Source organism: Prosthecobacter sp. Pr1 (assembly GCF_057652315.1).
This window is the reverse complement of record NZ_JBYFBS010000004.1, coordinates 250,125-263,056: the sequence shown is the minus strand read 5'-3', so window position 1 is coordinate 263,056 and position 12,932 is coordinate 250,125. Positions and strand designations below refer to the sequence as shown.

The window sequence follows — 12,932 nt, the reverse complement described above, 5'->3', positions numbered from 1 at the left end:
GATGCTGTCAAAAGACTTGGCCTCCTCTGCGTTTTGAGGTGTAATGCCAGGCATGAGCCAGACTGCTAACCAAAACCCGGCCTTTGCCCTCGTGGCACAGCGTGTCCAGGTGTGGGTGGCGCTGCGGCGCTGGCTGGCGGTGCTGCGCATGACGCTGATTCCTGCGTCGTTAGTGCTGGTGCTCCTGATGCTGGCTGCGTTGCGTGGTTCGGGTGCGGTGTTTTCACCGTGGTTTGGGCTGGTTGTGTGGCTGGTGGGCTGTCTTGGCTATGTGTGGTGGCAGCGCCCAGGTGAGTTCAGCGCACTGGCCTTGTGGGACCAGGCGGCAGGACGGCGGGAGGCCTTCGCCTCCGCCTGGTGGTTTGAGAAGCACGCTGAGGAAGGTGAGAAGGCACGTGCACACATCGACGCGCAGCGTGAAGTTTTGGCGCAGGCATGGCCCGCATCGTTGAAACGAGACCTACCCTTGCGGCCGGACCGCTGGCTTGCCTTGCCGCTGCTCATTGCCATTCTCGGCAGCTTCATCAGCATCATCACGGCTCCGCCATCCGATGTGGTGGTAATGGATCAGGACATGACGCGGAAGGCCGCCGAAGAGGCGAAGAAACTGGCGCAGACCGACTGGGAAAAGAAAAAGCTCGCGGGGCTTAAGGAGGAAGAATCCAAGCAGGTGGAAGACCTGAAACAGAAGCTGCAGAAGACCGCCGCAGATCTCGCCCAGGCAGGAGGCAAGGACGCACGTGATGTGCTGGCCGAGTTGGAAAAGCGTGCGCGTGAGGCTGAGAAGCTGGCGGATGAACTCGGCAACGGCAAGGAAGCCTGGGCTTCCGAAAAACTCATCGATGCACTGCGCCAGCATGCCGACACGGCGGACCTCGGCGATGCCGTGGCCGCGAAGAATGCCCAAGCCTCATCGCAGGCGGCCGAGGCGCTTGCGAGCCAGCTTAAATCACCCCAGCTCGCGGCGGAAGCGAAGGAGCGCATGAACGAAACGCTCAAGGATGCGCAGCAGCAGGCGGATCAGGATGATCGCAAACGCGCCGTGGGCCAGAACGTTCTCGCGGCGGGAGATCAGATGCAGCAGGGCAAAGCGGCCGGTGCAGGGGAAGAATTTCAAAAACTCGCCGACAAGCTGCGCGAACTCGCGCTGCGTGAGCAGTCGCGCAAGGAGCTGCAGCAGCTGGCCCAGCAGTTGCGTGATTCTGGCAGCAACATCGCCGGACAACAGGACAGCAGCAATGGGGCGATGCAGCAGATGAGCCAGGCGGGGCAGGGGGAGTCCTCCCAGCAGCAGGGGCAGCAGGGGCAGCAGAGTGCACCGCAGACAGGGCAGGCGCAGAATGGGCAGCAGATGAATCCTCCAGGCATGGGGCAAGGTGCGCAGCAAAACCAAATGCAGCAGCCTCAGGACGGACAAGGGCAGGGCCAGCAACAGCAGCCCATGATGAGCATGGGCCAGGGGCAGCCGGGACAGGCTGGCAAGCAGGGGCAGCCCAGCGATGGCCAGCCGATGCTGCTGGCCCCCATCCCCGGCGGACCCAAGCCTGATGACAAGGCCCCCACGATCATCATCACCGGGGACGGCCCGCCGCCTGATCCCAACAGCCCCATGCTGAGCATGCCCGGCAATGGGCTGCCGCCCGGCAAAGGCAAAGCCGATCTCAACAACACGCCCACCGCCAAACAAACGACCGACAAACAAAGCGTGGTGCGCGCTCAGCAGAACAGCGAGGGCCAGAGCACCGTGCGTAGCGTCGAAGGTGGTGCGCGCAATGAACAGTCCACCCGCACATCCACGCAGACTGCGCTTGATGCGATTCAAGCCGAAGAAGCTGCTCTGGATGAAGCGGCCCTGCCACCCGCACGCCGCGAGCAGGTGCGGCGTTACTTCAACGAATTGCGGAAGCGGTTTGAGGGGAAGTGAGCGCAGTCATGCGCTCCAGAGCTGCATCTCGCCTCACGGCACGTGCCGCTTCGCTTTCGAGCCGCCGCCTTTCCAGATGTCGTACTTCGGGTCGCCATAGCGGTTGAAGAACGCATCGAGCTGCCTGGCCAGATCTGCTTTGATCTCTTCCGTGCCGGGCTGGCCGTACTGGTTGAAGCGTTCCTGCGGGTCGGTCTGCATGTCGTAGAGTTCGTAGGGGCCGGAGGGAAAGCGGGCGACGTATTTCCAGCGGGCGGTGCGGATGGCGCGGGTGGTTTCCATTTCGTAGAAGACGGTGTTGTCCCAGTTCGGGAGGGGCTGGCCGCGCAGGGCAGGGGAGAAGTCGCGACCGGGGGACTTCGGCTGTTGCGGCATCTTGTCGCCCTGGCCTAGATGGGAGAGCACGCTGGGCATGAAGTCGTAATTGCTCACGAGGGCATCGCAGGTCTGCCCGGGCGGGATGGTGCCGGGCTGGCGGAAGATGAGGGGGATCTGCATCATGAGCTCATGCGCGCCGATGGGACGGAAGTGATCGCCCATGCCCCACATGCCGTTTTGGCCGCCCATCCAGCCTTGATCGCTGGAATAGACGACAAGGGTGTTTTCCTCCAGGCCGTTCGCCTTCAGCGCGGCCATGATCTCACCCACGCCGTCGTCCACACCGCTGACTTCGCTGGCCATGCGGCGGCGAGCGGCGTCGGTGTTATGGAAGGCTTTGTTGTCATGTTGCCAGGGGTGCATGGCATCGCGCGGGAAGGAGTGCAGCGGCTTGTCTGCGTAGTAGGCTGCGTGGCGGTTTTTGGACTCATTGAGCATGAGCTTGCCGAGTGAATAAGGGCCGTTGTAGGCGAGATAGAGGAAGAAGGGCCTGTCCTTGTTCGCGGTGATGAACTCCACCCCTTTGCGAGTCCAGAAATCCGTGGTGTAGCCGGGTTCCACGCGGAGCTGGCCGTGTTCGATGACCTTTTGGTCGTAGAACTCCATGGTGCTGCCATCGGGCTTGGTGGTCCAGGTGGTGAAGCCCTCGCTTGGCGTCATGTTTGCGCCCAGGTGCCATTTGCCGCTGAGACCGCAGGTGTAGCCCGCATCCCGCAATACCTCGCCCAACGAGGTGAATTCCTGAAGCGTGTTGTAGGCCTCCGGCCCCATCATGAACTTGGGATCGAGAAAGGAATGCATGCCGTGCTGGGAGGGGATCAGCCCCGTCAGAAACGTCGCCCGCGTGGGCGAGCACACCGGGTTGCTGCTCAGCGCATGGGTGAAGCGCACGCCCTCCGCCGCGAGGCGGTCGATGTTCGGCGTGCGGATGTCCGGATTCCCATAGCAGCCCAGCGTCCAGGCTCCTTGGTTGTCCGTCAGGATGAAGACGAGATTGGGGGGACGCGGCGCTGCGGCGGAGGCCATGCATAGAGTTCCCAGGGCAAGCAGACAGCATGTCTTTACAGCGGCAGACATGCATGCAAAACGGGTCATGCGGGGCGAACTTGCCCCGGCCGGATCAAATGCCGGAGAAAACGCCAGGCAGAGGCACCGCCACGCGGCGTGCTGAAGCAGCGGCCTGTATGATGCAGAGGGTTGCGGAAGGCTTCAGCGGCGAAGCAACCGGAGCACCCCGCCCACCACGGAGGCTGCAAATTTGAGCCATTTGACACCGGGGCTGGCGGCTAGCTCTGCTGCAATTGGCGGCTTGAAGTGCTGCAGGAAGCTTTCTTTTACTCCAGTCAGTCGGAACGCCGGACCGCGCGCCATCAGCAGAGCCTCGCTCGCGGCGTCCAGCGTCACCTCCACGGTTCTGGAAGGCCCCTTGATCATGTGGCCATCAGCATTCCCGTGCGCCACGGCGCGGACTCTCTCTCAAACGGTGCCTGTAGATCCCTGAAGATGTCCCAGACGGTCCGGAGCACCTTCCATACCAGTGCCATGGCTGCCAGCCCCGTCAGCGGAGGTGTGAACAAGCTCACCATTTCCAGCACCTTCACCCCCAGCCGCACCACCACCTCAAGTGCACGGTTCTCATCTTGGATCAGGGCAAAATGCGCCTCCACATCCTCAGCCAGCAGAGCCGGGCCTCCCAGCGTCATCGCGTCCTGATCCAAGGAAAACTTCGTCAACACCCAGCGCGAGCCTGATGCGGCATGCACGTAGGGCGCCCCGGTGAACATGCGGATCACCCGCTGAGCAGTCAGCTTCGCTATGTTGAGGGCAGGCTCGAGGATGCGCTGCAAAAACCGGAAGGCTTGCCGCACGGCACCCCGGATCGTTTCCAACACGGTCTTGACGAAATTTTCCACATATTTCCAAGCGCGCTGCACCACGTTCAGTATCCGCTGGATGCCCCGGCCGATCATGCCCAGCGAGAAGTTCCACCTGCGCCGCCCACTACTGCTGTCCTCATCTTCAGCCACTTTGGCAAACACCTGCTCCCAGGCCTTTCGCCGCTCCGCCTCGGTTGCCCCAAGCTTGTCCAGGCGATCATCGATCGCCTCCTGCATCTTGAAGATGTCGTCCGGGGATTTCGCATTCTGGGGTGCCGTGGTTTGACTGGAGGCACGTATGAAGGAGGACCCGTCCAGGTAGTAGTAGTCCCGTGAGGCCATCCAGTAGCCTTCGTGGTTACTGTCCCGCCATTTCTTCAAAGGTTCGGCCGGCAGATGGTGGGCTTCCAGCGCGCTTATGAAAGCCGCCTGACTGAGGGGGCCCCACAGCCCGTCGATTTCTCCAAAATAGTGGCCCCGGTGCCAGAGATAGACCTGGAGAAAACGGATCCCGAACAGATTCCAGTTCGGCGGCGACCACGCGGCCCCGTCGTTTGTCTCAAATGCGCCGACCTCCACGACACGGGTCGGCAGCGGTTTTTCCCTGATGGCTTTCCATTGTTCCATCTGAGTTTTGAGGGAATCGCTCCAATCATCTCCTGTTTTGGGCGCAGGAATCCAAATGCTCGCGTCCTCAAACTGCTTCGCAAACGTCTCAACCACCGCATCGAACTGGTTCAGTTCGTTCATGACATTGAGGAGGGTTGTCTCGTCGGCCTTCACCCCCCGCAGTGAACGCAGGCTCCGCAGGGCGCGCAGCGAACTCCCGGTGTAGGCAGAGGAGGCATCGAAATCGTCCGGCAGCACGCCATAGATCCGCAGCAGATAGTGAAGGACGCGAGTCCGGAGGCTCGTCTCTCCCATTTTGGGTTCGCCGAGGAACTCGACCTTCCCATCCAGCGATGTCAGCGCCCGGAGTCGAACAATGGTGGAGAACTTCACCACCAGCGGCTCTTTGAGCCGATTTTCCAGCACCGCGTCGCGAAAGACGTTTTTCGGCTCGCCGGATTCTCCGGGGCTGAGATGGTAGCGAAACAGAATTTCAAAACTGTCCAGATCAGCGTAGCAGAGCTCCAGCGCCCTGGCCAGTTTCTCCTCGTCCTCCGGACCAGGCATGATCTCGTTTCCATTCTCATCCAGCAGGGGCTTGAGGTAGCCCAAATCACGCAGGTGCTGCACCACTTCCCGAAGCGGATCGCTTTCCGGATCTTTGAGTTCCTCCCTGAGGTCGCAGAAATCCGGGGAAAAGACCTCGGATTCACCTGCGGCAGATCTCGAAAGCGTCCTGTCAAGATCCGCCCAAAGATCCTTTCCCGCCACTGCCAGATCCCGCGTCATGCGTGGCGGTGGGGCTTTAGAACAGGCCCTTCAGTGCCTTGATGAAGGACTGCCTGGCCTCGACCGCCGTTTGCACGGCTTTGTTATGAGCCTCCATCAATCCCGCATTGGCGTCCTCCTTGGCGATCATGACCGAGTCCAGATCAAAATCGACATGAGTGTGGGCCACCAGCGTCAGAGAACTGCCATCATTCACCTTGGCCTGCATTTCTTTGAAAAGCTCGTCGAGTTTGAAAGCCTTTCCGCCGCTGAGATCAAGCGTCACACTCGGCGCACTGAAAGTCGTCACATCGAGGGTCACGAGATCAACGGCCACTTCCTTGATGGAGTCCCAAACATTTTTGAGGGGTGTGTCTGCCATAGTGCGGTGATACTGCACGAATTCGGGGTGGTGTGTCAATCAAATTTTGTAATATGATAAAGCAAATGACGTGCTCAATTCAAGCTACTTGCATAAAACGCTGATGTAAAAAATGCTCAGGGTTCAAAGGTGAGCGGATCACCCTTTTGATTATGGCGGTGGTTTATTCCTTCTCCCGTTCAAGGGAGAGTTTCGTTTCTTTCCCTCCCGATCCCGATGGGAATGCATGGAAGGGAAATGGGCACTGAATGCTGAACCTGTGTTTAGCTCTTTTTCTAAAGCATCCCTAAACACCAATAATTAACTAGAATTACCATATTAAACAGGGTTTATTATGCTCGTCTGTGCCGTTTTCAGGTACTTCGGATTTTTCATGCCCGCCCCCCCAGTTTCCCAGCAATTACCCGACAAGCCAGTGCGCATCGCACCGTGGCGGGGGCCGTTGCATTTTGGGCTTCTGGTTTTCACCGCCGCCTGCACGCTGGCTTTGCTGCTCTGCTATCTTTCACTGGTGGTGGGTTTGCTGGTATGGATGGGCAGGGAGGCGTGGCTGATGACCGGGCACAAGGCGTGGAGTGATCTGCTGCAGTGGCGCATGGTTCCGGTGCTGTTCAAGTTCCTCTTCATGGGGGTCACCTGGGGGTTCATGGTCCGGCCCCTGCTGCCCAGGCCCAAGCGCGCGCAGGTGGCGGTGCAGGTCAGCCAAGCCACACAGCCGCAGCTCTTTGAGATCATCCACCTGCTTTGCTGGCACCTCCGCGCGCAGGCACCGGTGCAGGTTTGGCTGGACTCCACCATCCGGGTGCGCAGCGCCATGCTGGGTGGTTTGAGCGGCATCCTCAGCGGGCAGACGGTGCTGCATCTGGGCCTGCCGGTGGTGTCCGTCATCACCTCGCGTGAGCTCGGTGGCCTGCTGGCGCAGGAACTTAGCTGCAATGCCGGCGGAATCGGCACCCCTTTTGTACATGTTGTGCGGGAGATGAACGCCTGGTTTTTCCGTGCCGCGCTGGAGCGTGATCCGTGGGAAATCTACGCGCACCTGAAGCCGCAGCGCGAGGCCGAGTGGCACCATCTGGGCCGCAGGCTCATGCGCGGATGGATGTGGGCGGCCAAAGTGCCGTTCATGGTTTTTGCGATTGTCTCCCGGGTGGTCAGCGCGCCCACGCTATGGCTTGTCAGACGATCGGCGGAACGCTGCGGGGCCAATGTCATCGGCAAGGACATATGCCGGCGCATGCAGCACAAGTTCGCGCTGCTCAGCGGAGCGTGGGAGGCAGCGCAGCAGGAGATCCAGGAAGGCATCACCCAGCATCGGCTGCCGGAGAATCTTTCATTGCTCATGGCGCGTCACGTGGCCAATGAAGCCAAGGAGCGCGCCTCTGCTCGTGCGGAAGCGGAGGCGGCTGCGGGCGGCGAACCGAAACCTGCTGGCGAATTCATGAAGGGATCAGGTGAAGTCGTCAAGGGCGCGGCCATTGTCGCCCATTTATCTCACTCGCAGCCGGCTGCCTCGTTGCTGAGGCAGTTCGTTGATCTCTCGCGGCAGGTCAGCTGTTTCTACTACCAGCACGGGCTGGGCTTGAACCTGCATGAGCACCGCATGGTGGGGGACGAGGAGGCCATTCATGAAAACAGGGGCGAGGAAGAGGCGCTGCTCGTCATCCGTCGTTATTTTGGCGGGCTGGCGCATCCGGAGCGGGCGATGTGCGGTCTGGGCAGCACGCCCACGAGTTCCACCGCATTGCCGGAATTGCAGCGCGAGATCCTGCAGGTGCGCGAAGAAATCATTGCCTGGGGGCCACAGTTCAAAGTGGCATTGCAGGAGTGGAACCATGCGTGGCAGCGCCGGCGAGATCTCGAAGCTGCGGCCACGCTCAGCATCGCGGGCTTCACCGTCTCGCGCATGCAGTTTGGCACGCGTGACTCCACCCCCGGGTCCCTGCGCGACGAGGCCTACTGCCAGCGCATGGTCATGGAGCACATGGAGGGCCCGCTGCAGGAGCGCGAGCGAGTGCTGGAGCGCCGCTTTGCCGCCGCACTCGGCATGCTCTGGTGGAGTGATCCCGCAGACCTCAGTGAATGGCTGCGCGTGCGGCGCCGTGACCTCCCTGCCTGGGTGACGATCTATGAGGCAATGAGCGGGGCGCTGCCGTCCTTTCGTGAGCTGCTCACCACCTTTTTTGCCTTCCAGACTCTGAATGCGAAGTTTGCCACCGTGGATGATCCCAGCGCCTTCCTCACCGCGCTGCAGTCCGTGGTGCCGAAGATGCTCAATCTCCTGCGGCAGATCTCCGCCACCATGGACGGTGCGCCGTTTCCCTTCACGGACAATGGAAAAACAGTCACCCTGAACCAGCATCTCATGCCTGGGCCGCTGCCTGAGATGCCGGGGGTTTCGATGACTCTGATGGATGCCGCCAGCATGCGCGGCATCGGCGAGCAAATGGCTTCGCGGGCCTCCGAATCCATCGCCCCCTATGTGGAAGCCTTTCTAAGTCACTACCATCGCGCCTTTTCCTGGCTGGCGGAATCTGCGGAACGCACGGAGACTCACTTTCTGGGCTCGCTCAATTACGGTTCGAACACCGAAATCCTCCTGCCTGATGAGTTCACCACACAGCGTCTCGGGATGAAATCACGATCTCCAGACGCCATCGCGGCATGGAAGCCGCCGTCGTGAGCATGCTTACTTCTTGTCCTTCGAAGCACTTTTCTGGACCTCCAAGGCGTCTTGAAGTGCCGATTGGTAATCCTTCAAAGTTTCCTTTGGCACCTTGCGTGCCTTCATGACGTCGAGTACGAGTTTTAAAGCTCCTACAGCATCTTCATCGGATGCGTACTCAGCAAAACTTGTCAGTTTTTCTTCAGCAGGGGTGAGTTGCTCAAGCAGAGGTTTGACTCTGGTGTCGCGCTGCTCTTCTGGCAGGGCCTGCCAGAGGATCCAGAGAGCGGCGACCGAGTTGGGATAATCTGCAGCCCAGCCTTCGACGGCGGCCAGGTATTCCTTGTCCTGTTTGAGTTCGCGGTGGGAGTCTACCAGCATGGACCAGGAGTCCTCGTCATGGCCCACAGATGCGCCGATCTTTTTGGCCCACACGATGGTTTTCTGGTAGTCGGATGCGTCGTAACTGCTGGCTGCACGCATCAAGTAGAGAACGGGATTGGTCGGGGCGATTTTTTCCAGATCGTTCAATGAGGTTTCCAGTTCCTCCTTTTTGTCATCCATCTGAGAAAGTACTCCCAGCTTGGTCGCCAGGAATACTTCGGAGAGCACTGATGGCAGCCCGGAGGCTTCGAGCTCTTTGATGAGCGCATAGGCTTTGTCGGTTTCACCATCCTGAACAGCGACGCCCAGCTGGATGAATTTCGCAGACTGCTCCTTGCTCATTCCTTCCTGCGATGAGGCTGCCTGAAAGCCCATCAGCAAGAGTGCGGAAAAGCGCGTGTTGACTGTGATGTTTTCGAAGTCTGTCAGCTGCCATTGTCCGTCGCGGCGCAACAGCCACCAGCGCAGCTTGAATTCGACGCCGTCCTCATCGTGAGTTCTTGCGATGATCACGGCCTTGTCGCCGGTGAGATCGATGCGGCGTATTTCGGCATCAAGGAACAGAAAAAACGGGCGCATGATGGGGAACATGCGTTCGCTGGTCAGCAGCATGGCATTTTTCAGCCGGAGCTTCTTGGCATCGGATGGCTGTTCCGATGCCCCGGAGTAAGTGGCCTCGATCAGGGCGTCCCAATTGACCATCTGCAGATAGTCACGGATGCGCATCTGGTAAACCACGTTTTGGAATTGGGACAGCCACTTCACCAAGTCGCCCTGCGTGGCGGCATCGATGGTGGGAACACCCGACAGCAGGGACACACGGATTTTGGCCGGAGCTTCGCCCGCAGGGGGCGTTTGCGCGACAATGGCAGGGTGGAAGAAGAGGGCCAGGCCTGCAAGCAGGGCGGTGAATGAGCGGCGCATTGCCAAAAAATGTGCCAGAAACAGTCCGAACTGACAAGTATTGGCACGGGGTATGTTATTCATTCTCCAGAGTAAACGCTGGCTTGAACATCTGTCGCATGGCAGGATAGTCCAGCATCCTTCCCCTACACAGCGCCCCCCATGTCGGAGCCGAGTCTATTCAGACATTATCAAATCGTTCAAGACGCCGACGGCAACAACGTCGAGCTCGTTCGGAATTCCGAACAGGTGGCGGTGCTGGCATTTGACCTAGAACGGCTGGAATACGTGCACTGCCACGTGCTGCTGGAGCCCCTGGCAAACCGTGCTGTATTTGAGGAGTCCTGCAAACTGCTGCAGAAGCGCGGCCACCCCGCGCTGGCGCGCATGATTGAGTTTGGCGAAGACGAGGGGAATCCATTTTACATCACCAGCAATGTGGACGGCGAGGCTCTGCGGCCCTATCTCGCCCGGCTGCAGGACATTCCAGGATGGCTTGCCATCATGATCGCCACGCGTGCGATGGAGACTGCCGTGGCGCTGTGTGAGCGAGGCGAGTTTCTCTCTGAGTCTCCGCTGGATGGACTGCGCATTGTGCAGACCGCGCCGCAGGCCGTGCAGGTGCTGGCGGCGGATTATCATGTCATCGAGACCCCTGCCGGGAAAAAGCGGTCTTTGAAGACCAGCTTTGAAAAGCAGGCCAAATTTCTGCGCACCTTCCTCGTGGAGCAGGGTGGCACACTGCCGGACCACGCCCTGGCGGTGGCGGATTTTGCCGAACTTCTGGGCGCCTGCCTTTCCAGCGCGGGGGTGGGTGTCATCGCCGCCATGCGCGAGCTGCGCACCAGTTTGCAAAAGCTCGCGCCAGCGCAGCTTTCCGGGGAGATCCCCACGGCGCAGAAACCGCGCGCGCTGCTGGCCCCGCTGCTGGCCGGGTATCAGGATGTGGCACGCGGGCTGGTCAATCTGGTGCGCATTCAAAGCCAGCGCCTGGACATGGCCAATCCCTACAGCATGCGCGGGACGCTGACGAAGACGGGGCGATCCGTGCTCATCGAGCAGGTGCCGCCCGCGCGTATTTCGCATACGCGCGTGAAGGAGGCGGATGATGCTGCCTTCAAGATCACTAAGCAGCGCGACAATCCGAGCCTCATCACCCTCGCGCTGGTCAATGAGTCGGAAGACATCACGTGCCTTGCGGAAGAAATCGCCGAGGGTATCAGCCTTGCCGAGCTCATGCGGGAACGTCACTGCCTGGAAGTGCAGGAGGCTTACCTCGTTCTGGCAGGGCTGGACACCGCACTCACGCAGCTGGACAAATCCACGCTGCCCACCAACAAGCTGCGGCTGGAGGATATTTTCCTGCTCACTGGATTTGCCCGCGAAGATTCGCGCAGCACCAAGCTGCTCGTTTCAAAGCTTAATGAATGGCCTGCTTTTAACATCATCGTGCGTGCTCATCCCACGCTCGCCTCCATGTCCGGGCGCGGCACCGATCCTGCGGTGCTCCTGCCGCCTGCACGCGATGGAGAGACTACCACGGCATGGCATGGCGGATGGCTTGCGGCCTTGTGCAAATTCCTCCTTGGTTTTGAGCCCCCGCTCGGTATTCACGTGGAAAACACAGGAGGTGCGCGCGAGCGCGAAACTGTGGCGCGTCTGCTGGATGATGAGATCGCCAAAGTGGCCGAGACCAAGCCGGCCCAGCGCAGCGACTTCCTGGCCCGCTATGCGCGCATCATCCAGCATTATGACCTCGCCAAACCCAGCGAACCTGTGCGCATAGGGGGCACGGAACCTGCGGTGAGCCCTGGCTTGAAGTCACGTCCCCAGACAGTTCCTGTCTCCAAAGCACAGGCACCGGTAAAGCGTGAAGTTTCCGCGCCCTTGGGAATCGATTCCTCCCGTCCATCGCCGGTTGCACTCACCTCAGGTGGTGCGGCCAGAGGCGGGGACGAGCCCACGATCGGCTTTGCTGAGTTGCTCTTCCGCAATGGAGGCGAACCCTCACCTCCTGAAGCGCCCGACTGGGCGCTCGCTGCCGCCAGCGCGTCACCTACTCTGCCCGCGCATCTCGTCGTGCGTGAGGAAGTGCCCATCTGGCTGAAGGCTGCGGTGTTTCTCAGCGGCTCCATGGTCATTGGTGCCATGTGCGCGCATCTTTCCGGCTCCGCGCTCTGGCAGAAAAAGCACACGCCAGCCCCGGTGGAGGCCACCGCCCCAAGCCAGCCCGCCAGCGCTGCTGCGGTCGCCAAGCCTGCGCCAGCGCCAAAGGCTATTGCTGTCGAGCCTAATGTGCCCAAGGCGATTCCGGTCCCTGTGCCCACGCCTCCGCTGGAAGTCACCGCACCACCGGAAAGCAGTGTGCCACGCGGCAGCGGCGTCTCACTCACTTTACCGTCAGGGGCTACGAACCAACTGCGCGATCAGCTCCCTGGGGGAAATTCACCTGCACCACCACCGCGATGAAGACATTGTTTCGTGGCCTTGCCGCTGCACTGCTCGCCTGCGTACTCACCGCCTGCCCGGAGACCACCGTTAACGAGGACTTCGGACTGAAGCCCGCCGTGCTCAAAGCTGCAGACTGGAATGGCAGCTGGACGCCGGTGGATGAGGGCGATGACGACGCAGTGCAGTTCAACGTTGCCAACGCGGACCAAGGGCTCCTCGTGCTGACCGAGCCTGGCAAAAAGGACGCCAAGCCCATCGAGTTCCGCATTCGCCGCGCCAGCACTGACTCCAAGATCAAGCTGTGCTTTGCCGTCGCCCAAGAGAGGGATGCCAAAAAGCCTGGTGCCGCTTCACTGTTTCTCATGCGTACTGCTGAGAGCGGTGTGATCTACACTTGGGGAATCAATCACGATGCCGTCGCCGCAGCCATCAAAGCGGGCCAGCTCAAAGGCAGCGTCAAGCCCGACAAGGACGGTGCCCACAGCCATCTCGACTCCAGTCCCGCCAACTATGAGAAGCTGCTGGAGCCGCAGTTTTGGAGCTGGTCTGAGCCGACTTGCCTGAAGCGTGCGAAGGAGTGATGCGGGAGTTGGT

Annotated in this window: 9 protein-coding genes; 4 read left to right on the top strand and 5 right to left on the bottom strand. The window is 60.5% G+C overall.

Features of this window, described 5'->3' with window-relative positions:
• Window positions 1-52 precede the first annotated feature (52 nt).
• Window positions 53-1,924, top strand: coding sequence for a hypothetical protein (locus AC24GY_RS08715; RefSeq protein WP_487682051.1), 1,872 nt, complete (start codon window positions 53-55; stop codon window positions 1,922-1,924).
• Between the two features lie 33 nt (window positions 1,925-1,957).
• Here AC24GY_RS08715 and AC24GY_RS08710 read toward each other — a convergent pair whose 3' ends face one another.
• The 4 genes from AC24GY_RS08710 to AC24GY_RS08695 form a co-directional block, all read right to left on the bottom strand.
• The gene (locus AC24GY_RS08710) at window positions 1,958-3,328 is read right to left on the bottom strand and encodes a sulfatase family protein (protein WP_487682049.1); all 1,371 of its coding nucleotides are present in this window, start codon (window positions 3,326-3,328) and stop codon (window positions 1,958-1,960) included.
• Window positions 3,329-3,511: 183 nt separating this feature from the next.
• A complete protein-coding gene (locus AC24GY_RS08705) occupies window positions 3,512-3,736 on the bottom strand; it encodes a hypothetical protein (RefSeq protein ID WP_487682047.1) in 225 nt (74 codons plus the stop codon).
• Window positions 3,733-5,421, bottom strand: a complete 1,689-nt coding sequence (locus tag AC24GY_RS08700; RefSeq protein ID WP_487682046.1) for a hypothetical protein — start codon at window positions 5,419-5,421, stop codon at window positions 3,733-3,735. The genes AC24GY_RS08705 and AC24GY_RS08700 overlap by 4 nt, the downstream gene beginning before the upstream one ends.
• Window positions 5,422-5,593: 172 nt before the next feature.
• Window positions 5,594-5,938, bottom strand: a complete 345-nt coding sequence (locus AC24GY_RS08695; protein ID WP_487682044.1) for a hypothetical protein — start codon at window positions 5,936-5,938, stop codon at window positions 5,594-5,596.
• Window positions 5,939-6,311: 373 nt separating this feature from the next.
• Between AC24GY_RS08695 and AC24GY_RS08690 the strand changes: the two genes are divergently transcribed.
• Window positions 6,312-8,618: a hypothetical protein gene (locus tag AC24GY_RS08690; RefSeq protein WP_487682042.1), complete on the top strand. Its 2,307-nt coding sequence runs from the start codon at window positions 6,312-6,314 to the stop codon at window positions 8,616-8,618.
• A 6-nt stretch (window positions 8,619-8,624) separates the two neighbouring features.
• Here AC24GY_RS08690 and AC24GY_RS08685 read toward each other — a convergent pair whose 3' ends face one another.
• A complete protein-coding gene (locus tag AC24GY_RS08685) occupies window positions 8,625-9,908 on the bottom strand; it encodes a tetratricopeptide repeat protein (RefSeq protein WP_487682040.1) in 1,284 nt (427 codons plus the stop codon).
• 141 nt (window positions 9,909-10,049) lie between these two features.
• On the opposite strand from AC24GY_RS08685, the gene AC24GY_RS08680 reads away from it, so the two are divergent.
• Entirely contained in the window at window positions 10,050-12,356 is a 2,307-nt protein-coding gene (locus AC24GY_RS08680; protein ID WP_487682038.1) for a hypothetical protein, read from the top strand.
• The gene (locus AC24GY_RS08675; protein ID WP_487682036.1) at window positions 12,353-12,919 is read left to right on the top strand and encodes a hypothetical protein; all 567 of its coding nucleotides are present in this window, start codon (window positions 12,353-12,355) and stop codon (window positions 12,917-12,919) included. Before AC24GY_RS08680 ends, AC24GY_RS08675 begins: the two co-directional genes overlap by 4 nt.
• Window positions 12,920-12,932: the final 13 nt, after the last annotated feature.

Excerpts from the sequence above, each read along its gene's own strand:
- AC24GY_RS08715 (WP_487682051.1), top strand. The coding sequence starts at position 53 with ATGAGCCAGACTGCTAACCAAAACCCGGCCTTTGCCCTCGTGGCACAG.
- AC24GY_RS08710 (WP_487682049.1), bottom strand. The coding sequence starts at position 3,328 with ATGGCCTCCGCCGCAGCGCCGCGTCCCCCCAATCTCGTCTTCATCCTG.
- AC24GY_RS08705 (WP_487682047.1), bottom strand. The coding sequence starts at position 3,736 with ATGATCAAGGGGCCTTCCAGAACCGTGGAGGTGACGCTGGACGCCGCG.
- AC24GY_RS08695 (WP_487682044.1), bottom strand. The coding sequence starts at position 5,938 with ATGGCAGACACACCCCTCAAAAATGTTTGGGACTCCATCAAGGAAGTG.
- AC24GY_RS08690 (WP_487682042.1), top strand. The coding sequence starts at position 6,312 with ATGCCCGCCCCCCCAGTTTCCCAGCAATTACCCGACAAGCCAGTGCGC.
- AC24GY_RS08685 (WP_487682040.1), bottom strand. The coding sequence starts at position 9,908 with ATGCGCCGCTCATTCACCGCCCTGCTTGCAGGCCTGGCCCTCTTCTTC.
- AC24GY_RS08680 (WP_487682038.1), top strand. The coding sequence starts at position 10,050 with ATGTCGGAGCCGAGTCTATTCAGACATTATCAAATCGTTCAAGACGCC.
- AC24GY_RS08675 (WP_487682036.1), top strand. The coding sequence starts at position 12,353 with ATGAAGACATTGTTTCGTGGCCTTGCCGCTGCACTGCTCGCCTGCGTA.